Below are 22,852 nucleotides of genomic sequence, written 5' to 3'. Positions count from 1 at the left end.
ATAAGAATCGACAAAAATTATAGGGATGCTAAGTTGAACATCCCTATAGTTGGCAGGTATTGCTTTTTGTTGAGCTTTTTACTTCGGTACGTTTTCCTGTGCGGAAAAGTTTTGCACCGCTAAACTCCACCTCGTTTATCGCGACTCTGGCGACGGCGATCGCGCCATTGAACTACGGAGAGATAAAAAATCCCCAAACTGAGTAGCCCAAGTACACCTATCGCGACGAGAAATAGAGTGTTGAGTAATTCGTTTGTTTCCACGATTTAGAATCCGTTACGACCCCAGACAACCATTGCGATTGACCATGTAAATAAAGCTAGCATAGAAACCCAGCCTAATGTCAAAATATCCATATCAGTATTTTCGTTTTGAAATATGTATTTAATTTGGCAACTATAAACCCTATCATACTTCGTAAGTGCTCTTTTTTGGTGTAGATTGTGCCTAGTTTAGTTACGGAAAGAATAGAATCTGTCAAAGCGGGAATAGTTGGCGCAGGGGCGTTTGCGATCGCAGAATTGGTGATTATTTTAGTTAAGACGTTTACGATCACCATGGTTGTCGAATTTAGCCCAGCAGCCGTAATCGTCAATTGGGAATTAGCTTTCCAGCTTGCGATTGGTGCTATTAGCGGTTTTTTATTTGGAGTTACCTATCGCTATATTATCCGAGAAGATCGTAACTCTCACCTCAACGATGGTGCAGTAATGGCTTTTGGTCTAGTCAGAGGACTAGCTCTCGTTGAAGGAAATTTAGTTTTATCTGAGTTATTATCTTTAGGTGTTTTAATTGTACAAAGCATTATTTGTTTTGCGATCGCTCGTTTTACTATTGACTTCGCTATCTCTCGTAAACTTATAAAACCTTTTATTTGATTACTGATTACTGAAATTATGTCCCAACAGACAACGATAGAGGTTGAACACTTGAGTAAAGTCTATGGTTCGACTGTTGCCATTGAAGATGTCCATTTTTCAGTAGATGCAGGAGAGATAATTGGCTTTTTAGGACCAAATGGTGCTGGAAAAACTACCACTATGCGTATTTTGGCGGGATATCTCCCTGCTACTTCAGGAACAGCGAAAATTGCTGGTTATGATGTTCATCGAAATTCAATGCAGGTGCGTAGTCGTATTGGTTATCTTCCTGAAACTCCTCCTTTGTACACGGGTATGACTGTAAAAGGGTTTTTGCATTTTGTAGCTAAAATCAAGGGAATCAGAGCCGGCGATCGCCACCGAAAAGTTGACAATGCCATGGTACGTTGTCAGCTAAAGGAAAAAGAAAATGTTGCTATTCGGAAACTCTCTAAAGGCTATCGACAACGAGTCGGTATTGCTCAAGCAATTGTCCATGAACCTCCGGTCATTATTTTGGATGAACCAACAGTAGGGCTAGATCCGCGTCAAATTATTGAGGTCAGGAATTTAATAAAAAGTCTGGCAGGAGACCATACCATTATCCTTTCGACGCATATTCTACCGGAAGCTAGTATGATTTGCGATCGCGTTACCATTATTAATCGCGGTAAAGTAGTTACAACTAATACTCCTAGCGATCTACAGGCACAGTTAGAAAGTAGTGCTGGTTATGAAATAGAAGTAGCAGGAAATCTAGAGTCTATCTTACCTCTACTGCGGGAAATTCCAGGAGTAACAGAGATAAACGAGTCAGAAAATTCTTTATCTGCTTATTCTGAGCATAATTTCCTCAATATTAGCTGTGATTCTGACACTGAAGTAGGAAAAGATATTGCAGCAGTAATTGTTCAACAAGGATTAGATTTATACGAATTACGTCGTACTCGTCCTAGTTTAGAAGATGTCTTTTTGGAGTTGACTACAGAAGAGCCTTTAGCAATTGATAATTAACAATCACTGAGACATGATATTTTCCAATATTATCGCGATCGCCCAAAAAGAATTACAAAATTACTTTGCCTCACCTTTGGCTTACATTGTGGCGGCAGTTTTTTGGTTAATTTCCGGTTTGTTTTTTGTGGAAATATTAATCGGCGAACAGGGCATCATTCAGCAGGTAGCTTTGAGCGAACAAATGGGGGCAGATATCGGTTCAATTGATGTTGCCTCTGAGTTGCTTAACTCTTATTTGGCTATTTTGGGAACTTTATCATTGTTTATTATCCCTATGTTATCGATGGGACTTTATGCTGAAGAAAGAAAACAAAGAACGCTGGAATTATTGGCAACTTCTCCAATTACTAACTGGGTTGTGGCATTGGGTAAATTGTTAGCGGTAATCATCTTATTCATCTTTATGATTTTGCCCTCTTTAGTTTATGAGGCGATCGCTTTTAGTGCTGCCGCTCCTCCTCTTCCCCCTGCTGTTCCCCTCTTAGCTCATCTAGGCTTGGTCTTGTTTGCGGCATCATTACTGTCTCTGGGGATGTTTATTTCATCTCTGACCAATAGTACGATTCTGGCAGCAATTCTAACTTTTACGGCGATTCTACTACTCTGGATGATTGATTTGATTGCCAATAATTTAGGTGGCTGGTTAAGTGAAAACTTAGAGCATATTTCTTTACTGAAGAGCTATAACAATTTAGTTCAAGGAGTTAGTTCGACCAGCGATTTTGTTCTATTTTTCAGCTATATTTTCTTGGGGTTATTCTTAACAGCTCAATCTATTAATTTATTTCGATTTAATCGTCAATAATGCTGGTGTTAATAATTAATAATTATGTTTAAGCTTTCTAATGCTTTTTACTAATAGTATTTTACGCCTATGTCTACTAGGCTGATTTGTAGTTACTAAAATCAATTGATAATGACCAAAATCTTATTTTTTCTTGGTATTGCTTTTTGTGTGGCAGGAATAGTGACCGGTAATATTACTGCTAACTGGTCAACTATACCCATAACACTTTTAGCCCTTGGAGTAGGATTATTTGTGATTGATTTATGGTTGTGGGGCAATAAACACAAATTCTGGCAAAAACGCTCAACTAAGTCAGGGACAAGTGCTATGGTCAGCACTTTAATAGTTTTAGTGTTGCTGGGAGCAATTAATTTTTTGGCAATTCGCTACGGAATGCGCTGGGATTTAACAGAAAATCAGCAATTTACTCTTTCTGACCAATCTCAGACAATCTTGCAAAACTTAGACAAGCCTTTAGAAGTATTGGTATTTGACCGTAACAATAACTCTGACCTGGAAAATTTACTAAATAATTATCGTCGTCAAAGTGAAAAATTTACCTACAAGTTTATTAATCCTGAACAAGATATAGGAATTGCTCAACAGTTTGGCGTGGAATCCTTAGGGGAAATATATTTGCAATATGGTGATAAGAAACAAAGATTAAATACCAATAATGCTGCTTTGGGTGAAGCTATAACTGAAAGTCAATTAACTAACGGCATCGAGAAAATAAAGCGTGATCGCACTACGAATATCTACTTGCTTCAAGGTCACGGAGAAGCACCACTAGAACCAGTTGAAGGTGGCTTGATTCAAGCTATAAACACTCTTAGAGATAAAGGCAATACGGTTCAAGAATTAAACTTAGCTAGTAGCGGCACAATACCTGAGAATGCAGATTTAATTATTATTGCTGGTGCTACTAGAAAGCTATTCGCGGCTGAAGTTTCTAGTCTGCAACAATATCTGCAAGCTGGGGGCAATTTGTTACTCATGTTGTCTCCTAACGCTGATATTGGTATTACTCCCTTACTTCAAAAATGGGGAATAGAACTCGACAATCGCTTAATAATTGATGGTTCTGGTGCAGGAAGTCTTATGGGGTTTGGTCCTGGAGTGGCAATAGTTAACAACTATGGCGACCATCCCATTACCACCAGTTTTCGCAATGGCATCTCCATATTTCCTGAATCTCGACCTCTCACTACTACCACTAACCCAGACATAGAGAGTACTCCCTTAGCGATTACAACTAAACAAACTTGGGCAGAAAGTAACCTTGCTAGTGAAGAAATTACTTTTGATTCGGCAACCGATCTATCTGGTCCCTTGAATGTTGCGATCGCCCTTAGCCGCAATCAACCCCAAAAATCTCGTTTGGTCGTTTTTGGCAGCTCTACTTTTGCCACCAATGGCTGGTTTGAGCAACAGTTAAATGGTGATATTCTTCTCAATTCAGTTAGTTGGCTCATTGGAGAAGATCAAGATACTCTTTCTATTCGACCCAAAGAAGCTGCAAATCGTCGAATTAATCTTAGTTCTGCTCAGGCAGGAGCGATCAGCTGGTTGGCTTTACGTATTATGCCTCTTTTGGCATTAATTATCGCTGGTGTCCTGTGGTGGCAACGCAGGTAATTTGGTTATTGGCTAATGGCTAATGGCTAATGGCTAATGGCTAATGGCTAATGGCTAATGGCTAATGGCTAATAGCTAATGGCTAATGGCTAATGGCTAATGGCTAATGGCTATTTGATTTAAAACTTTAGACGATCAAGTAGTACAATAATATTAAATATTGCAAATTAAATATTTTTCTCGAAATGGTCAAAACCCCAGCAGTTTCTCATTTTGTTGCTGTTAGCGATCTCTCTAAACCAGCAGCAGAGCAAGAAGGAATATTAGTCGAGGTACCAGGAACAGCCGGAGATACCAAGAAAAATCGTGCTAAAGCTCTAGAGATTGTGCAGGAGATGTGGGAAAAAGAGGAGATTGATGTCAATCGTTTTCCCGATGGTCTTACTCAAGATCATATTTTTCATGTACCCTCAAATAGTACTCAAGTTAAATCTTCCAAAAACGTGCCAGATAGTCAGGAACTGCTACCCATTATCAAGGGGGCGCAAGAAATTATTCAACTAACCAAATTACAATTAGAAGTTCAAGATGCTTCGGAACAAGCAGCTCAATATGTACCCATTATTAAAGTTGTTTTGGAGCGATCGCGTCCTTTAACCTCGGAAGAAAAGGACTTGGCTAAGGATAAGAAATACGGCAAAACCATCGAAAAGCTAGGTTCCCTGGTAGCAGCCCAGGAGGAATATCAAGAAACTTGTTCTGGTTATGGAGATTTGGTATTAAATGCGATCGCCTGGCAGCTTAATCAAGGTATTGAAACTCAAGTAGAAAACAAAGAAAAGAAATAGTAGTATCGCTGAGTGGCTATTAGCCATTAGCCATTAGCTATTAGCCATTAGCTATCAACCATTGGCTAACCCCTAAGATGTGTTTAAGTCAAACACTGAAATGATGTTATTTCTGATTCTCTGATGGTAAAAATTAATCAGCAGACAGCATCAATGCATACTCGGGACGGAGTGAGATTAGATGCCGATATTTATCGTCCCGATACCGCAGAAAAGTTGCCCATCTTACTGATGCGTCAACCCTATGGTCGAGCGATCGCCTCGACGGTAGTTTATGCTCATCCCCGTTGGTATGCAGCTCAGGGTTATATAGTGGTGATTCAAGATGTGCGGGGTAGAGGAACCTCTGAGGGCAAGTTTGACTTATTTACCCACGAAGTTGCAGATGGTTTAGACACACTTAACTGGGTGTCTAAATTACCCTACAGTACTGGAGAAGTTGGAATGTACGGCTTTTCCTATCAGGGCATGACTCAATTATATGCAGCAGTACATCAACATCGAGCTTTAAAGGCGATCGCTCCGGCAATGGTAGCTTACGATCTCTATACAGATTGGGCTTATGAAAATAATGCTTTTTGTTTATATGCTAATTTAGCTTGGGCTATTCAACTGGCAGGGGAAACTGCTCGTCTCCAAGGCAATGAAGAGGCTTATCTAGAGTTTTATGCTGCTGCTCGTAATTTACCGCTTCACGATCCGATTCCTGCCAATCCTAAGATTATGCAGCAGTTAGCCCCTGATTCTTTTTACCATCAATGGTTAAATAATCCTGAGCCGACGGCAGAATATTGGCAAAAGCGATCGCCAAAGTATTTGCTTCAAGATATAGATATTCCTATGTTGCACGTCGGTGGCTGGTTCGATCCTTATTTAAGGGGTACATTAAATTTGTATCGAGCAATGGCAGCCCGAAGTAAACAAGCACAACATCTTGTAGTGGGTCCTTGGGCGCATCTCCCTTGGGGAAGAAAACTAGGTGCAATTGATTATGGTCTAGAAGCGCAAAACCCAATTGATGAAATTCAGCTACGCTGGTTCGATCATTTTCTTAAGGGTAAAGATACTGGAGTGCTTAGTGAATCGCCGATATGTTTATTTGAAATGGGAAGTAATCAATGGCGAGAATTTGAGCGTTTTCCCGATTGCAGTACCACTTACTACCTAGCTAGCGATGGTTTAGCCAGTATTCGAGAAGATAGCGGAATGCTTTTGGAATACGAAGCAGAGAAGGAAAAAGAAGAAACAGAATCTATATCTACTAAAAACTTATTAGAAACTGATTTAAGCCAACAAGTAGCTGAATTCGCTAATAATTGCGATATTTTAGTTCATGACCCCTGGCGACCAGTTCCTGCTTTGGGGGGACACGCCAACTATCCTGGTGGTTCATTTGATCGTTCTACTTTAGATTATCGTTCCGATATTCTGACCTATACTTCTGCATCTCTAGACTCAGCCTTACAAATCACTGGCGCAATAACTGTAGAAGTTTACTGTACAGCAGATCGACCCAGTTTTGATTTATGTGCAGTCTTGTCTGAAGTTCATCCTGATGGCAAAGTTTTCAATTTCACTCAAGGATATAGCCGATTTTTTGTTCCTGAACGGAGCGGAATAGAAAATAGTCCTACACTAGTCAAAATTCCTCTGCAAGCAACTTGTATGTGTATCTCCAAAGGAAATAGCTTACGTCTCAGTCTCAGTGCTGCCTGTTTTCCTGCCTATCCTGTTAATTCTGGTAATGGCAAGTTACCTTCCGAATCTAGATTAATAGAAATGCAGATCATTACCTTATCAATTTATTCTGGTGCAGATTATCCATCAAATATTCAGCTAGCAGTAACTTAAAACTCTAGAAGACCAATGGAAATAGTTAGAGCAATTGAATTTGATATTGAACAAGATACTCACAATCAAATTTGGAATGTCGATACAGGAGAATGTATTCGAGTTTTGTCAGGTCACGACTATAAAACTAGAGCGATCGCCTTAACACCAGATAAACAAACCCTAACTAACGGTAGTATGGATGGCACTATTCGACAGTGGGATCTAGCGACGAGATAGACTAAGGAATATGGATTAAATAAGATCCAGAAATTGACAGAGAAATGATAGGCTGAACTAAACCAGTGAGCAACTTCTGATGGTATGAATCCCTATCCGTTCCAAGTAGAGAAACAAATGCAACAGTTTTACCACTCGTTGTCAGAAAAGGATCGTCCTCGGTATGCCGGGATTGAAGCGGTGAAGCTCGGATGGGGAGGGATAACTGAGGATTGTAAAATACGCTAAGTTCTACTAGCTACAATTATTCAACAGCTTGCAATCAATATAATGGCAGAAAGTATGAGTAACGATATTATTGAATTGCTCGAGCGGCTTCCAACCGACAACATTACAGTTAAAATGCTTTATGCTTTGAAACGCATTGTTCCAGTCGACTGGGAAAACTTAACTGGAGCGGAGCAGAGTATTATGACAATTACTGGAGAGACGAATCCTAGTCGAGTTGCAGCTATTGGAGATCGTTGTCGAGAAATATATAATGATAATAGTAATGGATACCAAGATGCAGTTTGGCTCTATCAAACAATTGACAAGATTGATGTCGCAATTGGAACAGCAGCTTTAGCCAACAAAGTAGGTGAAAAAATAGGGATATTGAGCTTCCTTAATAACCTAATACCAAAAGCAGATCAGCTTCAGGCTGTCGATCTTTGCTTAAAGCTTGTGGTTGAGTTGATTGCCTACTCCAAGATGAAAAGATTGTCCCTTCTAAGTCCTCAAGAGTTCGTTACAGAGCTGCGCGCTCATTACACTGGAGCAGCCATGATGAGGATGGCTGCTTTAATATGCTTAGATGGTCTACTGCCATTAGGACTAGATTTTGTCCAAAAAGTAACATCATTTCTCAACAGGGAAGGAAGGCAGGCAATTGAAGCAAGCCCTGCCTTTGAGACTGTAGCTGGGATGATTCCAAGCAGTGATAAGTTTGGTTTGATCAAAAATACGTTTGACACTGTTTCTGATTGGATGAGTAATTTTGTTAGTTCAACAGGTGTTACACCTCAATCTATTTCATCGCAGATCGGTAACATCGTAGAGTTGGCAGATGACAGCTTTGATTTGGTTGCTGCATTTGTCGATCAAAGTACGAACTTTTTTGCCCATACAGGCATTCAAAGTGTAGCTCGACAGGTTATTTTACAAGCGAATGAAGATGTTCCCCATTCTGGATTTGAGCAAAAGGTTAGTTCTCAAAATGATGATTATCTTAATTCTTCCAACACAAAAAAAGAGTCAGGATATGAATCTAACAAAGAGTATCTAAAACGAGAGAAAGAACTTGAGCGAGAGGAACGGAAGCGAGAAAAAAAGCAGGCAAAAGAGGAACGGAAGCGAGAAAAAAAGCAGGCAAAAAAGGAACGGAAGCAAGAAAAAAAGCAGGCAAAAAAGGAACGGAAGCGAACAAGGTAATTGAAACGAGGTGACTGTAAAGTAATTCGTCCTAAAGAACATTGTGCCCTTGCCCTAAAGGATACACCTTCGGATATGGTATTCTGCTTGGCATATGTCAAAAATTATAAAAGATCGGATGAACTAATTAACAGGATCCAAATATAATGTGTCAGGCAGCCAGGCTAAAAGCTAAAAGCTTTTTTGATAAACTGCTATAAGCTGATAAATATAGCCGTACAAAGTTACGTTAGGACAAGTTTATTTGATTGCTCGTAAGTAATGAGTAACGAGTAACGAGTAACGAGTAACGAGTGTCCTAATATAAGTTCGTATTGCTATATTACCTCTCACCCTCCAGCTTTTTAGAGAAAAATTAAAGATATGGAAACGCGATCGCTCGGAACATCGGATATCCAAATTACTCCCATACTCATGGGTACTTGGCAAGCGGGTAAAAAAATGTGGGTCGGCATTGAAGACGAGGAAAGCATCAAAGCAATTCGGGCTGCTTACGAAACTGGCATAACTACCATCGATACCGCAGAAGTTTATGGTGAAGGACATTCAGAACAAATTGTTGCCAAAGCTTTATCTGATGTGCGCGATCGAGTTGTTTATGCTTCTAAAGTATTTGCCAATCACCTCCAATATGACCAAGTAATCGAGGCTTGCGATCGCTCTTTAACCAATCTCAAAACTGACTATATTGACCTATATCAAATTCACTGGCCCTCTGGTTCATTTAATAGTGAAATAGTTCCAGTTGCCGAGACAATGAAAGCTTTAAATAAACTAAAAGAAGAAGGCAAAATTAGAGCGATCGGAGTTTCCAATTTTTCTCGCGCTCAATTAGAAGAAGCAGCAGGCTACGGCAGAATTGATAGTCTGCAACCACCTTACTCACTTTTTTGGCGACAAGTAGAAAATGATGCGGCTCCCTACTGCATTGCCAATAATATTTCTATTTTGGCTTATTCTTCCCTGGCTCAGGGATTACTCACCGGTAAATTTGGTTTAGATCATCAGTTTGCCGAAGGCGATCATCGAGCCAAAAATAAACTGTTTCAAGGGGAAAACTACCAACGTGCCCAAAATGCTCTAGAACAACTACGCCCCATCGCTAAGAGCCATAATTGTAACTTAGCTCAACTTTCTTTAGCTTGGTTAATCGCCCAACCTCAGACTAATGCGATCGCTGGAGCTAGGAATGCCGCTCAAGCACAAGATAATGCGATCGCTGCCTCAGTTAATCTATCTCCTGATGAGTTACAGGCGATCGATCAAATTGGAAAACAGGTAACGGATCATCTCGATCACAATCCTGTAATGTGGAATTGGTAACAGTAGGGTTTTTCAAGGAATATACTTTGACATATAGCCGTACAAAGTTACGTTAGGACAAGTTTATTTGATTGCTCGTAAGTAATGAGTAACGAGTAAAAAGTAACGAGTAACGGCAATTAAGCTGCTACTCGTTGATGATAAAATTGAGTTACTACGATCAATTTTTCATCATGAATAATAATAACATTTCAATACAAGATAGAAGTAAGTTATTTGCTATTAGAGCTATTAAAGCCTACACAGAATTAAACAAGAGACACTTTGATGATGCAGGTAAAGTGTTGGCAAAACAATTTCTAAGAGCGAGTACAAGCATTGGAGCGAATCTTGCAGAAGGGGAGTTTGCACAGTCAAGAGCTGACTTTGTCTCGAAGTATTCTATAGCTTTAAAAGAAGCCAGTGAAACCCGATATTGGATTGATATAATGATTCAATCGGGAATTATATCATCAAAGAAGTTCAGCTCGATGATTGATGAAATCAATAGCATAATTCGGATACTAATTAGTACTATTAAAAAGCTTAAAAATAAATAATCGTTACTCGTTACTTTTTACTCGTTACTTTTTACTCGTTACTTTTTACTCAAACAACGCGAAAATTGATTTTTGCCACCGCAAATTCCGCTCACCCTGCTTTTCAGTGATATATTCATTGGCATCCAACTAAATTGTGACAAAGCTATGGAAACCAATGGGAAACAAGCTGGGATAGATTATGATTCTCTATTTAACAAAATCCAGGAATTAGTTCTTTATCATTCTCCCAGTGGAGTAGAAACCGAGATTGATCGGGCTTTACTAGAGCAGTTTACAGCTTTAAAAGTTGAAAATTGGCAGGATCGAGCAGGAAATGTGATTGCCAAAATTCCCGGTCAAAACTCTGATCGAGCGATTGACAAAGCCACCGCCCAAGGTGCAATCGCAATTACTGCCCATAAAGATGAGATTGGCATGATTGTTAAATCTGTTGATGCTGATGGTTGTTTGCAAGTACGTCGTTTAGGTGGATCTTTTCCCTGGGTATATGGGGAAGGGGTAGTTGATATCTTGGGCGATCAAGAAGTTATTAGCGGTATCTTGTCTTTTGGTTCGCGCCATGTTTCTCATGAATCTCCACAGAAAGCACAACAACTAGATACTCCTTTAATGTGGGAGGATGCATGGGTAGAAACTAAATGTAGTATAGAAGAATTAACTGCTTCAGGAGTGCGCCCAGGTACTAGAGTTGTAGTCGGAAAACATCGTAAAAAACCTTTTCGCCTTAACGATTATATTGCTAGTTATACTTTAGATAATAAAGCTTCGGTAGCTATTTTATTGGCACTAGCTTCTAAAATAACTAATCCACCTGTAGATATCTATCTAGTGGCTTCGGCGAAAGAAGAAGTAGGAGCAATTGGCGCCCTATATTTTACACAGAACCAGGCTTTAGATGCCTTAATTGCTTTAGAAATTTGCCCCTTAGCCGATGAATATCCCATCGAATCGGGAATAGCCCCCGTGTTGCTCTCTCAAGATAACTACGGTATGTATGATGAATTTTTAAATGCTGAGATTCGTTCAGCAGCTAGCAAAGCAGATATTCCCCTTCAGTTAGCTGTTCTCGATGGTTTTGGTAGTGATGCTTCGATCGCTATGAAATTCGGTCATGTCTCTAGAGGAGCTTGTTTAAGTTTTCCGACTCAAAATACTCACGGTTATGAAATTGCCCACCTGGGTGCGATCGCCAATTGCATCGGAATTTTAACTACCTACAGTATGACTCTAACTCCGTAAGCACTACTTTTTTAATCGAGCTTTAAGTCCAAATAAGTTCATCTACTTTGCTATTGCTTTGGCTTGCGCGATCGCAGGATAAATTTTTGCCAATCCTTGAGGTTCATTGAAATATCTACCGCTACGGAGAGGTCGATAAGTCTCATTAAACACGGCGATCGCTTTTTGATCTGTGGCAATAATCTCCATCATGTTTTTCATCATCCGGCGATGTAGAGGACTATGAAAAAACTCTATTAAACTCACTTGATCTTGCCAATAGCTGATAATCACTACTTCTTTAGGACTACAAATGCTCAGTTTTGTCTCTACACATCCCCGCACTGATTTGACACTAGTCATTTTGGCGGTCAATATTTGTTGCCATAGCCAAAAAAAGCCTTTAAGATTCAACGCTTTTATACCATTGAGAAATACTACAACATTGGTATCTTGAGGTAAATCGATCTGATAAGAAGCGTGATTCATGATAATCTCCAGAACTGTATGTTGTCAATGTCCACATTTTAAAAAAGTATGTTGTCAGTGTCAACAAGCTTGAGATTTAAAAAAGCTAATGATCTGTAAAATAAAACCATGACAGCAAAAGAGAATTATCATCACGGCGATTTACGTCAAACAATAATTGAAGAGGCTTTAGCTTGGATCGACAAAGAAAATATTTTTAGTTTGTCGTTACGGGGAATTGCGCGACGTATTGGCGTTTCTCATAATGCTCCCTATCGTCACTTTCCAGATAAGGAAAGTTTGTTAGTTGCGATCGCTGAAATCGGATTTACCCAATTACATCAAGCTCTACAAAAAGCACTCGTTGATAGCCCAGATGATGTCCAAAAGAGATTAGAAATACTTGGTGTTGCGTATGTAAAGTATGCAATAAATAATCAGGCATACTATCGCGTAATGTTTAGTGATTGTCAAAGAAACTACGAACAATATCCTCAGCTTGATCAAGTATCAAATGATTCTTTTAACGTTCTACTCAATGCAATTAAAGCAGGTCAAGAGGCGAAAGTATTTAATACAGAAGATTCTCTACAATTAGCTCGTGTTTGTTGGTCACTAGTACATGGTGTATCGATGTTAGCAATAGATAGTCAGCTGATGATATCCGATTCTGCTTCAATAGTAGAATTGGCTCAAAAAGCCACTAGAATTATGTCTAAAGGAATAAAAAAATCCTAACTTACGTTCAACAGCACTCTATTTCGAGCTCTGCTGCAATTTTCTCGCTTTGTCGGATGAGAAGATATTCTCTAAATATTGGTTGTTGAGTAAAACCTGTTGCCGTATTTTCAATCAACGATCGCCTAATCAAAGATTTAACGGCTTCGATTAGTTTCTTTGGGGGGAAAGATGATAATAAATCCTGTTGTAATTTTTGCAGAGATATTGGTTCTCTGACAATCGCCAGCCAATACATGATTTCTTGTTCTAACCGAGATAGCCGAACAAATTGCTCCTCCAGCAAATCTGCCAGATCATCAAAAAAGATGATCTCCTGTTGCAGAAATTGATTAACATCACCATCAAATAAATCTTTAATTGTGGCAGCTACAATCTTCAATGCCAAAGGATTGCCACTATAGTTATCCGTTAGAGTTTGCCAATCTTGTTCCAAACCGCGAAACTCCCCCTTAAGTTGACAGATGTTACGACTTACTTCGGCTCCCAGTCCTTTTATTTGTAGCGAACGAACTGATGTTGCGTTTCCTTCGAGGGAACTAAATTCTTGGAGTTTTTCTCGACTGGTTAAAATTACACAACTCTCAACGGAAATTGCTCCCAAAAGTTGGAAAAGTTTTCGGTAGTCTTGATACTCTTCGCGATAATTACCGCAGATAATACCACTTTGTAAAATTGTCTCTCCGTTATCTAATATTATTAGGCAGCGATAAGATCGTAAGTATTCAATCAGTAAAGAAATCCTACTGCCAATATCTGGAGGCCAACTTATTTCTATCCCCACCTGTTGAGCGATAAAATCCACAATACTAGTAAGCAGTTTTTCAAGAGATGTTTCATTACGTAGCGATCGCCAGATAATAAAATCAAATTCTGAGGCAATCTGTTGGGCTAATTTTGCCGCTAGTGAAGTTTTGCCCATCCCCCCCATACCAAAAATACCTATCATCCTACAGCGATGCCTTCGGCTTGTGCCGCATAGTTTGGTGCTAGCTTCGCGATCGCCAATTATCCATTTTTGAAGTAGTTCTAACTCTTGCTCTCGTCCGTAGAAAAAAGAGACATCAATTGCTTCTTCCCAATCTTGATTATTATTACTAGTGACAATCTTTTGTTGTCGTAGATGTCTTTCAATAACAGATTTAAAGTTAGTTTTATTAATTTTTTCGTTAAATATTCTTGATAGTAATTGCCAAAGTTGAGCACCATTATCTCTGATATAGTCATCGCTATAGGCATATTTGGCAGCAATTTCTTGATAAGTCATATGCTGCCAAGATTGAAGAAAAATAAGTTCTTGCAGATTATTTAGTTTTTCTGAGCCTAGAAGGCGATCGACTATTGCCAGAGCTTCATCAGCATTCATGTGGCTTATTATGAATGTTTACTAAAAGAGTTCAATATGATCCTATAAGTTACTTAGTTACCACAGTTATTTTTTATGCAGAAATTTTAATTATTTGATGAAACTTATTGGAAATTTACAGCTAAACTCCGTTCCTAGAACACCGATTCAGTAATCGAAAACTAGGCAGTGCCTGATTCAGAAGCAAATAGCTCTGGGTCATCTTTCAAAAGTCTTACCAGTACATGAAGATTATGAACAACCCCTGTGCGACGTAGGTCAAATAAGTTTTTTCGCAGAGGACAATTGAGACAGGTAGCTTCAGGAAATTGCACTTTGCCTCCTTCACGTGCATGGTAAACTGACCTGATTGGGACAGGTAATTGTCCCCGATTCCCAATTTAAGACGAAAGCAGATTTATCAAATTTACTGCCGTTAGATACCCGCCAAGCTTTACAATAATTCGCAAGCAACAATCGCGAATTGTCTTCAGTCTTTTTACAAGTTATTTAAGTTGCTCAACAGTAAACCAGCCTTAGTTTTTGATTACTGAATCGGTGTTCTAGGGCAAAGCCCTTTATTTCAGAACTTGCTCTCTTAGTCAATTTTACTTTCAATCATCATTTTAAAAGAGGCTGGAGGGGCAATAGTTAAACCACGGCGCACTGGTAACATAGGGCGATGCCTTCGGCTAGCTCCGCGATCGCTTATTAACCTTAATTGGAAGCGCGATAAAATTGTAGCCGTTACTAATTTCATTTCTAGTAATGCTAAAGCCGAACCAATACAACGGCGATTGCCTCCCCCAAAAGGAATATACTCATAACTAGAATAAGTTTTCTGCAAAAATCTTTGCGGCTCAAATTGTTTAGAATTAGGATATAAATCTTCTCGATGGTGCAGAGAATAAATAGAAATCATCAACCAAGTATCAGGTTCAAAATCGTATCCCATAATTGACATTGGTTGGGTAAGTAGGCGAGCAAAAGTTCCCGCAGCAATGGGATAAATTCGTAGAGTTTCAGAAATTACTGCATTTAAATAAGTTAAGTTATTGATTGATTGATAGTTTGAGCTTTGATCCCAAGAATTCAATTCAAAGCGCAACTTGTCTTGTACCTCTGGAAGATAATGAACCCAATAAAAAAGCCAAGCTAAAGCTGAGGCAGTAGTTTCATGTCCAGCAAACAATAAAGTTATCAACTCATCATGTAATTCTTCATCTGTCATTCCTGCGCCATTTTCATCTTTGGCTAATAGCAACAAACTAAAAATATCTTTATTTTCTAATTGATTGGCAGCTAATAATTCACGTCTTTCTGCTATTTCGGCGTAAATTAAAGTTTTAATTTCTTGTTTTAACAGTAGAAACCGACCCCAAGGACTAAATTTTCCCCAATCTTGTTGTAAAAAAGGAAAAAATATCAAACTTGAGTTTAATGGAGTATTAAAAGTTTCCAAAAGTGTAGTTAATAATTCTCGCAAGCGTTCAGATCTTGCTCCAGAATCAATCCCAAATACCACACTCAAAATTACTCGTAGCGTAATTTCTTGCGTTAGGGAACGAACTTTAAACGGCTTCCCTGTCTCTAGGCGATTACTAACTTTATTAGTTATCTCAACGATTTGCTCACTACACTTTTGCAGAGACTCACCGTGAAAAGGGGGCATCAACAAACGTCGGCGATTTTTATGTTCTTTACCATCTAATAAAAGTAGAGAATTGTCTCCCACCAAGAAATTTAAACCTTTATTGCCCCTACCAACTTCAAATTTATCTGGGGAAGCGGTAAAAATATCCTCGATCGCTTGAGGATTACTAGTTATAACAGTTGGTGGTGATTTTTTAAATGTTACCTGATAAAAATCTCCATGTTTTCGGCTACGTTGTTCCATAAACTCTAGAGGACGCAAGATAGCATTTATCTGGCGGATGGTTCTCAGCCAACCAGAAGTACTTTTAACTGTTGGTATTTGCTTCATCGTGGCGCTCAATTAAATAGTGTCAATATTGCTCTTCAATTGATTCTAACGAAAATGAAAAAAGACAATTGTTCCCAGAACTGGTTATATACACGACTTCGAAGTTTAAGGTGATTGCGCGAAGCGCACTGGCAGAGCCAATCGCTAGAAAAAAAGTATTTGATAAGACTTGGAAATTGAAAGGGAAAGTATGAAACTGAGAAGAGATATCTGCTCCGCGCACAGTAAATTTATTTGATTGAGAGATCTCTTACTGCAATATAGCTATTTAAAGACTGTTCGTAAATTATTGTAAAACTAATTCTGCTCCTTTTTACTAGCAAAATTTTTCTCCAACAATATTTGTTGTTGAGGAGCAGATATGGGAATTCCTGCTTGGTCAAAAGCAATTTTAACCCGACGGCGGAATTCTCTGGCTACTTCCCACTGTTTCAGAGGTTCAGTTTTAATCCAGACGCGAATTAAAATACCGCGATCGCTAAAATTATCTACGCCCAAAATATTGGGAAACTCCCAGATGCGCTCTTGCCAATCGGGATCTTCGCTTATAGCTTCGGCTACCTGATGAATCAGATTTAAGGCGCGATCAATATCTGTTTGATAGGCAACGGGAATATTCAAATCAGCTCTAGACCATTGACTGGAACGATTAGCCACAATATCTACGGCACTGTTCGGCACTGTAATCAACCTTCCTTCAGCATCTCTCAATTGAGTAATCCGGAGGTTAATATTTTCTACTAAACCACTCACTGTCCCAATATCAACAATATCTCCTACAGCATAGCGATCATCCCAAATAATTATAAAACCGTTGATCGCATCTTTAATCAGATTTTGTGAAGCTAAAGATAAACCGAGACCAAAAATACCTGCCCCAGCCAAAATCGGCGCAATATTAACTCCATTAACCCAAAAACCAAATAAAACGCCAATTCCAGTCCAAATAATCGTCACACTACTGCGTAAAATTCTGGTTGTCGTATTTATCCGCAATTTTCCCCTTTGATTGACTCTCAAGTCGTCGGGCTGACTTTCAATCGCCACGGCACTCAATTTAGCAATCAGAAAGAATGTCAAACGAATCAATATGTAGGTCATTAATGCTACTATACCGACGCGAAAAGGAATTCTTAAAGCTGCAATCAGCAAAAAAGGGATAATTCGCGTTTGAGGCCATAAATTCAGCAAAAATAAAAATCCACCACCCCAAAGCAATACCTGAACTAACTGTAATAGGCGATATTTGACTTCAGTTAAATTCCATTTTTGACGGCGGGCTAACTGATCGGCGATCGGCAAAGTTTTTGAAGCGATTGAAGGAGCAAGCCCTTTGGTAGATCTTCGTAGTTGTCTGATCCACCAGGTAAGAGGAAAATTTACCAACAAAATTAGGATCAAACTACATAGTCCGAAAATAAGTTGTTTTCTTAAGTATTGGGGCGAGCGCTCTTGTTTAGCTACTTGTAAACCTTGCTCAATTTGCAATTTTAGCTGTTCCGCTCTAATTAAAACGCTGACATCGTTAGCTCTAGCATCAGGAGTGGTAACGGTAAACAAACGCTCTTCTTGCCCATCAAGAACAAGATATATATCCTGCAGATTACCGATTTTTCTAATAGTTATTTTTACTGGAGAATCCTCATTAGATAAATACTCTGTTGTTACTTCACCAAAACGTTTTTGTACCTCATTAATTCTGTCGGATAGTAACTCAGAATCTGTAGCTGCCAGCTTGAATAAACAACGTCCATCTAGACGAATACAAGCAGAATTAAGAGAATCTGCTTGTACTTGCCTTATGAATCGAGAATAAATCGCTAAATCTTGAATGAAAGGTAATTGTGCTGAAGCAGTAGGCGAAATCCCGATGATTATAGTTGCAACTATGATAAATAAAGTAACCAAAAACTTTTTTCTGAGCATAGGATTCGTGGCAGTCTTCTCGAATTCATAAACTAGATAGCAGATTTTATCACCTAAAAGTTTAGATTCAAGAAGTAGCTCATCAAGTTGCAACCCTATTAAATTTCTTCTAATTTAGAAACCTTCCAAGTCGTGTTTTTAAACGATTTTTCAAGCTGATTAGCGCAGAAACATGAAGGAAATCCCCCCTAGTGATAGCAAAACACCTAATACCGCCCGTAGGCTAATTTTTTCTCCTTGCAACGCGACTATGGGTAATATAAATAATGGGCTTGTAGCCAGCAAGGTTTGAGCAATTCCTGTAGGGGAAAATTTGAGAGCTGTTTGTTGTAACCAGATGCCAAGATAAGTACTACCAAAAGCAGCGATCGCAATTATCCCTAAACTACGTGCTGTTAGTTGCCATTTAATTTGCATCTGTCTGTTATTAGTGGGCAAAAATAATAAGCCAAAGACAATTAAAGTTCCACCCAGTAAACGAATTAAGGTACTTTCTAGTGGGCTAATATTCGATTGTATAAGAGCAAAACGAGAGACAACCGAACCAATTGCTTGAGCGATCGCAGCTAATATTCCCCAAATAATTCCGTTTCTGGAAACAGTAAAATTATTCACAGGGCTTCGCTCGTTAATTACCCAGGCGATACCTAGAATAGTCAATAATATACCGCACCAAGCACCATAGCTGAGTTGTTCGCCGATGAATGCTAGAGCTAGTAACGCTCCCATCGCTGGAGAAGAAGTTTCTAACAATAAGGTTCTTCTCGCACCTATACTATTTAACGCTGCAAAATAGGCTGTATCTCCTAAGCCAATGCCGATAATACCACTCAGAAATAATAATGCGATGGTATTGAGGGATAGATTGGTCAACGCTGCATTTTGAATAGTTAAGGTAATTAAAATGAAAGCGATCGCAATTATGCCTTTATAGAAATTAAGCTTTAGTGGGGGAATTTTTAACCCCAAACGACTATAGATAATTGAAGAAATAGCCCAAAGAAGAGCCGCACTGAGGGCAGCTATTTCACCGATAAAATCATCAACTTGAAAAATCATCTATTTGCTTGAGATTAGATATCGCATCTTTAATTAAATACTTGATACGTATTCCACTAATGTAGCGATATCTTAGCTTCTTCGATCTTTCATCCCATGTCTGAATCCCTCATTTTTTTGTTTGAAAAATTATCCACTCGTCTACTTTTTCTTATTCTAGACTATTGACGATCTTGGCAATTGTCCAAAGGGCAGTGGCTAAGTACTTCGGACTTGCTCCGCGAACGCCTAATTTTGTAGCCGTAGCAAGTTCGTCTAAAATTTAATCTCAAATTCCGAGTTCTGAACTCATTAATGTTAGGTAAAAGACTGAGGGATCAAAGTAAAGCGCTGATTAACTCCTAAGCAAATTAAAGATTTAGTTAGTTTATTGTTTTACGATTTTATTCAAAAGTTTTATAGTTAATCTACAAGAAAAAGTTAACTTATGTATCATTTTGAATTTCTTGAAAAAGAAAGTGATACATTAGTAATTGAAGTTTAAAAGACTTCCCTGACAGAGATTACAGGTTTATCCATATATAATTAAGGAGGCTAAAAATCTGTTTTATATAATATCTGTCTCGTTAAATAACAACAGTAACACTCAACTAAAAAGCTGATATTTTCTCAATTGGAAATAAGGGAGATGCTCTACTGGGAAACTTTGTTCAGTAGAACTCCAAATTGAATTCACTATAAGAGAAAATCTCTCGGTTGGTTTAGCTTGGGTGTTGTTGTTTTGAGAGAACTATTTGATCGCTTCAATTTAAACTCGCACTCGAATCATCATCCATAGTGCAACTACCCACAACAGCAAATCCCCCACATCATCTCAGTCTTGAGTTTGGAGTCATTACTTTTACTCGGCTTGCTAGTCATATTTACGATCTATCACTGCCGACTCGCGATGGTAAATGTCGCTTTCTAGGTCGTATTGAACAAAAAAGCGATCGCCTTTGGGCGGTGACTTATATTGATTGCCAATCCTGTATGCCGGAATATTTCGATAACTGGCAGCAAGCTACTTTATTTTTGGTTAAGCTCGGCTCTTATAGCTGAGCCAACAGCAGATACACAAAAATAGCTGAACTCTTGACTCAGTAATGAATTGAGTTTTTTGAAATCAAAAATTGTGATTGATGCTGAAAAATTGGGAGATGCATTATGTTTACGACTGAACACCAGAGAATTATAAAAATCATACTTTATATAGCCTTTGCAATAGCACTTGTTTCGACCATCATCTACATTATTCAATTTGATTGGTCGGTTTGTTCTTGGGGTGACTGGTACATTCCTTCGGGTGGTGGGCTCGGTAGATTTATTAACTGCCCAGGGTATTAACTCATCTGGTTTTCTGGTAAAGCGGCAGAGCCGCAGCTATAAGCTGTAAGCTGTAAGCTGTAAGCCAATTAGAAGAGGCTTTAACCTCTCCTAATTGTAGACCACCAAACTTCGTTTGCTGGGGGCATTAAACCCGATAGCTATAAGCCCTTCGGGTACTCTTCGAGAAGGCTCCGCCAACGACAGTTTCTTCTTGATGAAGTTGTTCATGGGGGAAACCCCCGCCCTTATGCGAAGCGGTATCCTTTAGGGCGACAGTTCCTTCAAGCGGGACAAAGGCCAGGCGTATGGCCGCATCGTACCCCGCCAACGGACTGTCTCGCAAGACCACACTTCATCGCTTTAAGCGGGACAAAGGCCAGGCGTATGGCCGCATCGTACCCCCTAAAGGGTTCAGCAGTGGCTTCAAGCGGGGGAACCCCGCCAACGCCCTGCTTCACCGCCAACGAACTGTCTCACTGTAAGCCGTTTACCAAGCGTAAACTTTAGAGCTTAAAGCTTAAGGCTTAGAGCTTAAAGCTTTTTAAGGTAAATAATACTCGGAATTCATTTCTCGGTCTACTTCAAAATCATCAAATTTGGCTTTTATATATCCCATTCCGGTTCCGGCAATTTCTCTTTGTCGGTCTTTATTTTCCAGTTCCACAATGATGTCTTTGATCTTGTTGGCACGTTTAACATCTTCTTCCAGAAGATAAAATCTCAGTTTTTCCAAATTTATTAAAGTTGACCATGCTTGATCCGATTCAAAGACTTTTGATGAGTCAGCATATTGCTCCAGTTCATCTAGTAGCTGTTCAATCCAAACACGAGGTATTCGTCTTTTGGAAGTAGGATACAAATCAACATAGCCATCTTCTGACACAATGAGAGCCAGGCAATTAATATTACGACTCAATTCTCCATCGATATAACGAATAGCAGAATTATATCTTGCCCCTCTGGTTGAGTCACCATTTTTAGAAGCCTTACCGTCCAGTATTACCCCAAATGAATGTAAGATACCATCGGGTGAAATTAAAATTGCGCCATCAACGCTTGATAGATGAGAAATAATACCTTTAGAAACGATAATTGGCTCAATGGGAGTGCTTTGAGCAGCTAACCTTACCGTCTCTCGTTCCGCTTTGGGTGTAATCACCAAAATTGTACCGTGGCGTTGCTTGATAGCTGCTTCCACTGCTTCTAGTAAAATGTTAGCCGTTGTTTCATTGACTTGGAACAGTCTATGGACGTGATCGTAAAATAATTCTTTGTCAAAACGCGCTCTTGGTAATCTAGGTTGTTTGTATTTAACCCGGAGCATAATATTTTCAGCATGAACTAATTCCCATGTATAGTGTTCAGTAAATCTAATTTCAAACAAATTTTCCAAGCTGGGTTTATAAGTATCTAAGGGAACTCCAAAGCCCCAAACACTCTCTCCGTCACAGAGCAAAGCCATCTTAGTACTGGAAACTTCTAGCAATTTTCGGATTCCTCGATAATCATAAATCTTGATTGGAACTTTTAATTTAACTTTGGCTAGGATATCTGGATGATTAGTTTGAGAGATTATTAATCTACCTTTGCTTCCTGAACCTTCATAGCGTTCTGCTGCTATGGCATTGGCGAAGGATAGTAAATCTACTTTATTCCACTTGTTGACATGAACCTCGATGGATTTGAGTAAACTTGATGCAGCATCTTCAACAACTCTTACCGGATTAGCTAAAGACGAAATATTCCCCTCTGATGGTCTTTGAAGTTCCAGTTCGCTTTCTTCCAATACTCGATAAATTACGGCTTCCAAAAAACAACGATCAATTCGGTACTTACGCATAGAATGTATTTCATGTATTTTTCTGGTTAATCGATATTGACTATCAAAATCTTGCCGATTAAGCTGAACAACTGTCATAATCCAATGTTTATTTTTTTGAACGGGAAAACTGCAAAAAGAGACTTGTTCTCGTTCAAGATCCCGCTCTTTCAAAATAGATTGAACAGCTTTTTTGAGTGCTTTGGGATATAGAGATGCTCGATGAGCTTTATTTAGATGTGCATCACCCATAAAAAAGAATTGTTCGGGGTCGTTGTGAAAGTTATCTTTAGCTAGTTCAAAAACTTGCTTAAATTCATAGGGAGTAAATCCACAATCTTCTTTCTGAAAAAAAATCTTTTCCACATTTTGAGTAGAAATAGGAACTCCGATCACGAATGTATTTGATGTTATTGGTAGTTCAAGAATTCTGAATACACTCTCAAACAGATCTGCAACTGCATTCTGAAAAATATGTTGCCACTTCCATATGAACATTCGTATCTGCATTTTGTTATTTCTTTAATCAAAAAATTGCTCACTTTACTA

21 protein-coding genes and 1 pseudogene are annotated in these 22,852 nt (G+C 38.9%); 13 read left to right on the top strand and 9 right to left on the bottom strand.

Going from position 1 to position 22,852, the window contains the following annotated elements:
* Nucleotides 1-119 precede the first annotated feature (119 nt).
* Nucleotides 120-263, bottom strand: a complete 144-nt coding sequence (locus PLEUR7319_RS41730) for a hypothetical protein (RefSeq protein ID WP_192816077.1) — start codon at nucleotides 261-263, stop codon at nucleotides 120-122.
* A 3-nt stretch (nucleotides 264-266) separates the two neighbouring features.
* Nucleotides 267-356 (bottom strand): cytochrome b6-f complex subunit PetN, encoded by a 90-nt coding sequence (gene petN / locus PLEUR7319_RS39770; RefSeq protein WP_071592946.1) that lies wholly within the window; start codon nucleotides 354-356, stop codon nucleotides 267-269.
* A gap of 87 nt (nucleotides 357-443) precedes the next feature.
* Between petN and PLEUR7319_RS0130505 the strand changes: the two genes are divergently transcribed.
* The 11 genes from PLEUR7319_RS0130505 (at nucleotide 444) to PLEUR7319_RS0130450 (ending at nucleotide 11,677) form a co-directional block, all read left to right on the top strand.
* Nucleotides 444-878, top strand: coding sequence for a hypothetical protein (locus PLEUR7319_RS0130505; protein WP_019509033.1), 435 nt, complete (start codon nucleotides 444-446; stop codon nucleotides 876-878).
* Nucleotides 879-896: 18 nt separating this feature from the next.
* Nucleotides 897-1,874 carry an ABC transporter ATP-binding protein gene (locus PLEUR7319_RS0130500; RefSeq protein WP_019509032.1) on the top strand — a complete coding sequence of 326 codons (978 nt, stop codon included), beginning with the start codon at nucleotides 897-899 and terminating at the stop codon, nucleotides 1,872-1,874.
* A 13-nt stretch (nucleotides 1,875-1,887) separates the two neighbouring features.
* Nucleotides 1,888-2,682 (top strand): ABC transporter permease, encoded by a 795-nt coding sequence (locus tag PLEUR7319_RS0130495; protein ID WP_019509031.1) that lies wholly within the window; start codon nucleotides 1,888-1,890, stop codon nucleotides 2,680-2,682.
* Nucleotides 2,683-2,793: 111 nt separating this feature from the next.
* Nucleotides 2,794-4,302, top strand: a complete 1,509-nt coding sequence (locus PLEUR7319_RS0130490; protein WP_019509030.1) for a Gldg family protein — start codon at nucleotides 2,794-2,796, stop codon at nucleotides 4,300-4,302.
* A 185-nt stretch (nucleotides 4,303-4,487) separates the two neighbouring features.
* A complete protein-coding gene (locus PLEUR7319_RS0130485; RefSeq protein WP_019509029.1) occupies nucleotides 4,488-5,090 on the top strand; it encodes a hypothetical protein in 603 nt (200 codons plus the stop codon).
* 123 nt (nucleotides 5,091-5,213) lie between these two features.
* Nucleotides 5,214-6,941: a CocE/NonD family hydrolase gene (locus PLEUR7319_RS0130480; protein ID WP_019509028.1), complete on the top strand. Its 1,728-nt coding sequence runs from the start codon at nucleotides 5,214-5,216 to the stop codon at nucleotides 6,939-6,941.
* A 15-nt stretch (nucleotides 6,942-6,956) separates the two neighbouring features.
* Complete coding sequence (locus PLEUR7319_RS0130475) at nucleotides 6,957-7,160, top strand: WD40 repeat domain-containing protein (RefSeq protein WP_019509027.1); 204 nt, start codon at nucleotides 6,957-6,959, stop codon at nucleotides 7,158-7,160.
* A gap of 270 nt (nucleotides 7,161-7,430) precedes the next feature.
* Complete coding sequence (locus PLEUR7319_RS37250) at nucleotides 7,431-8,573, top strand: hypothetical protein (RefSeq protein ID WP_019509025.1); 1,143 nt, start codon at nucleotides 7,431-7,433, stop codon at nucleotides 8,571-8,573.
* Nucleotides 8,574-8,936: 363 nt separating this feature from the next.
* On the top strand, nucleotides 8,937-9,896 hold the full coding sequence (locus PLEUR7319_RS0130460; protein ID WP_026102885.1) for an aldo/keto reductase: 960 nt from the start codon (nucleotides 8,937-8,939) through the stop codon (nucleotides 9,894-9,896).
* A gap of 173 nt (nucleotides 9,897-10,069) precedes the next feature.
* Nucleotides 10,070-10,435 (top strand): four helix bundle protein, encoded by a 366-nt coding sequence (locus tag PLEUR7319_RS0130455; RefSeq protein ID WP_026102884.1) that lies wholly within the window; start codon nucleotides 10,070-10,072, stop codon nucleotides 10,433-10,435.
* A 147-nt stretch (nucleotides 10,436-10,582) separates the two neighbouring features.
* Entirely contained in the window at nucleotides 10,583-11,677 is a 1,095-nt protein-coding gene (locus tag PLEUR7319_RS0130450) for a M42 family metallopeptidase (RefSeq protein WP_019509022.1), read from the top strand.
* A gap of 42 nt (nucleotides 11,678-11,719) precedes the next feature.
* On the opposite strand, the gene PLEUR7319_RS0130445 is transcribed toward PLEUR7319_RS0130450, so the two are convergent.
* Nucleotides 11,720-12,145 (bottom strand): monooxygenase family protein, encoded by a 426-nt coding sequence (locus PLEUR7319_RS0130445; RefSeq protein WP_019509021.1) that lies wholly within the window; start codon nucleotides 12,143-12,145, stop codon nucleotides 11,720-11,722.
* 108 nt (nucleotides 12,146-12,253) lie between these two features.
* Between PLEUR7319_RS0130445 and PLEUR7319_RS0130440 the strand changes: the two genes are divergently transcribed.
* A complete protein-coding gene (locus PLEUR7319_RS0130440; protein ID WP_019509020.1) occupies nucleotides 12,254-12,862 on the top strand; it encodes a TetR/AcrR family transcriptional regulator in 609 nt (202 codons plus the stop codon).
* Nucleotides 12,863-12,869: 7 nt separating this feature from the next.
* On the opposite strand, the gene PLEUR7319_RS37245 is transcribed toward PLEUR7319_RS0130440, so the two are convergent.
* The 5 genes and pseudogenes from PLEUR7319_RS37245 to PLEUR7319_RS0130420 all read right to left on the bottom strand — a co-directional run bounded on the left by PLEUR7319_RS37245 (nucleotide 12,870) and on the right by PLEUR7319_RS0130420 (nucleotide 19,176).
* Nucleotides 12,870-14,228, bottom strand: coding sequence for an NB-ARC domain-containing protein (locus tag PLEUR7319_RS37245; RefSeq protein ID WP_019509019.1), 1,359 nt, complete (start codon nucleotides 14,226-14,228; stop codon nucleotides 12,870-12,872).
* Nucleotides 14,229-14,389: 161 nt separating this feature from the next.
* Nucleotides 14,390-14,669 (bottom strand): annotated as a pseudogene (locus tag PLEUR7319_RS42970) (IS5/IS1182 family transposase); the annotation flags it as partial.
* A gap of 136 nt (nucleotides 14,670-14,805) precedes the next feature.
* The gene (locus PLEUR7319_RS0130430; protein ID WP_019509018.1) at nucleotides 14,806-16,191 is read right to left on the bottom strand and encodes a cytochrome P450; all 1,386 of its coding nucleotides are present in this window, start codon (nucleotides 16,189-16,191) and stop codon (nucleotides 14,806-14,808) included.
* A gap of 297 nt (nucleotides 16,192-16,488) precedes the next feature.
* On the bottom strand, nucleotides 16,489-18,117 hold the full coding sequence (locus PLEUR7319_RS0130425; RefSeq protein WP_036801134.1) for a mechanosensitive ion channel family protein: 1,629 nt from the start codon (nucleotides 18,115-18,117) through the stop codon (nucleotides 16,489-16,491).
* 159 nt (nucleotides 18,118-18,276) lie between these two features.
* A complete protein-coding gene (locus PLEUR7319_RS0130420; protein ID WP_019509016.1) occupies nucleotides 18,277-19,176 on the bottom strand; it encodes a DMT family transporter in 900 nt (299 codons plus the stop codon).
* Nucleotides 19,177-19,953: 777 nt separating this feature from the next.
* Here PLEUR7319_RS0130420 and PLEUR7319_RS0130415 point away from each other — a divergent pair.
* A complete protein-coding gene (locus tag PLEUR7319_RS0130415) occupies nucleotides 19,954-20,217 on the top strand; it encodes a hypothetical protein (RefSeq protein WP_019509015.1) in 264 nt (87 codons plus the stop codon).
* An 808-nt stretch (nucleotides 20,218-21,025) separates the two neighbouring features.
* Here PLEUR7319_RS0130415 and PLEUR7319_RS38690 read toward each other — a convergent pair.
* Nucleotides 21,026-22,801 (bottom strand): diadenylate cyclase, encoded by a 1,776-nt coding sequence (locus tag PLEUR7319_RS38690; RefSeq protein WP_158441895.1) that lies wholly within the window; start codon nucleotides 22,799-22,801, stop codon nucleotides 21,026-21,028.
* Between the last annotated feature and the right edge of the window lie 51 nt (nucleotides 22,802-22,852).

This window comes from Pleurocapsa sp. PCC 7319 (assembly GCF_000332195.1).
Lineage (GTDB): Bacteria > Cyanobacteriota > Cyanobacteriia > Cyanobacteriales > Xenococcaceae > Waterburya.
The sequence above is the reverse complement of the archived record's forward strand: the minus strand, read 5'-3'. Positions and strand labels throughout refer to the sequence as shown.

Excerpts from the sequence above, each read along its gene's own strand:
- petN (WP_071592946.1), bottom strand. The coding sequence starts at position 356 with ATGGATATTTTGACATTAGGCTGGGTTTCTATGCTAGCTTTATTTACA.
- PLEUR7319_RS0130500 (WP_019509032.1), top strand. The coding sequence starts at position 897 with ATGTCCCAACAGACAACGATAGAGGTTGAACACTTGAGTAAAGTCTAT.
- PLEUR7319_RS0130495 (WP_019509031.1), top strand. The coding sequence starts at position 1,888 with ATGATATTTTCCAATATTATCGCGATCGCCCAAAAAGAATTACAAAAT.
- PLEUR7319_RS0130490 (WP_019509030.1), top strand. The coding sequence starts at position 2,794 with ATGACCAAAATCTTATTTTTTCTTGGTATTGCTTTTTGTGTGGCAGGA.
- PLEUR7319_RS0130485 (WP_019509029.1), top strand. The coding sequence starts at position 4,488 with ATGGTCAAAACCCCAGCAGTTTCTCATTTTGTTGCTGTTAGCGATCTC.
- PLEUR7319_RS0130480 (WP_019509028.1), top strand. The coding sequence starts at position 5,214 with ATGGTAAAAATTAATCAGCAGACAGCATCAATGCATACTCGGGACGGA.
- PLEUR7319_RS0130475 (WP_019509027.1), top strand. The coding sequence starts at position 6,957 with ATGGAAATAGTTAGAGCAATTGAATTTGATATTGAACAAGATACTCAC.
- PLEUR7319_RS37250 (WP_019509025.1), top strand. The coding sequence starts at position 7,431 with ATGGCAGAAAGTATGAGTAACGATATTATTGAATTGCTCGAGCGGCTT.
- PLEUR7319_RS0130460 (WP_026102885.1), top strand. The coding sequence starts at position 8,937 with ATGGAAACGCGATCGCTCGGAACATCGGATATCCAAATTACTCCCATA.
- PLEUR7319_RS0130455 (WP_026102884.1), top strand. The coding sequence starts at position 10,070 with ATGAATAATAATAACATTTCAATACAAGATAGAAGTAAGTTATTTGCT.
- PLEUR7319_RS0130450 (WP_019509022.1), top strand. The coding sequence starts at position 10,583 with ATGGAAACCAATGGGAAACAAGCTGGGATAGATTATGATTCTCTATTT.
- PLEUR7319_RS0130445 (WP_019509021.1), bottom strand. The coding sequence starts at position 12,145 with ATGAATCACGCTTCTTATCAGATCGATTTACCTCAAGATACCAATGTT.
- PLEUR7319_RS0130440 (WP_019509020.1), top strand. The coding sequence starts at position 12,254 with ATGACAGCAAAAGAGAATTATCATCACGGCGATTTACGTCAAACAATA.
- PLEUR7319_RS37245 (WP_019509019.1), bottom strand. The coding sequence starts at position 14,228 with ATGAATGCTGATGAAGCTCTGGCAATAGTCGATCGCCTTCTAGGCTCA.
- PLEUR7319_RS0130430 (WP_019509018.1), bottom strand. The coding sequence starts at position 16,191 with ATGAAGCAAATACCAACAGTTAAAAGTACTTCTGGTTGGCTGAGAACC.
- PLEUR7319_RS0130425 (WP_036801134.1), bottom strand. The coding sequence starts at position 18,117 with ATGCTCAGAAAAAAGTTTTTGGTTACTTTATTTATCATAGTTGCAACT.
- PLEUR7319_RS0130420 (WP_019509016.1), bottom strand. The coding sequence starts at position 19,176 with ATGATTTTTCAAGTTGATGATTTTATCGGTGAAATAGCTGCCCTCAGT.
- PLEUR7319_RS38690 (WP_158441895.1), bottom strand. The coding sequence starts at position 22,801 with ATGTTCATATGGAAGTGGCAACATATTTTTCAGAATGCAGTTGCAGAT.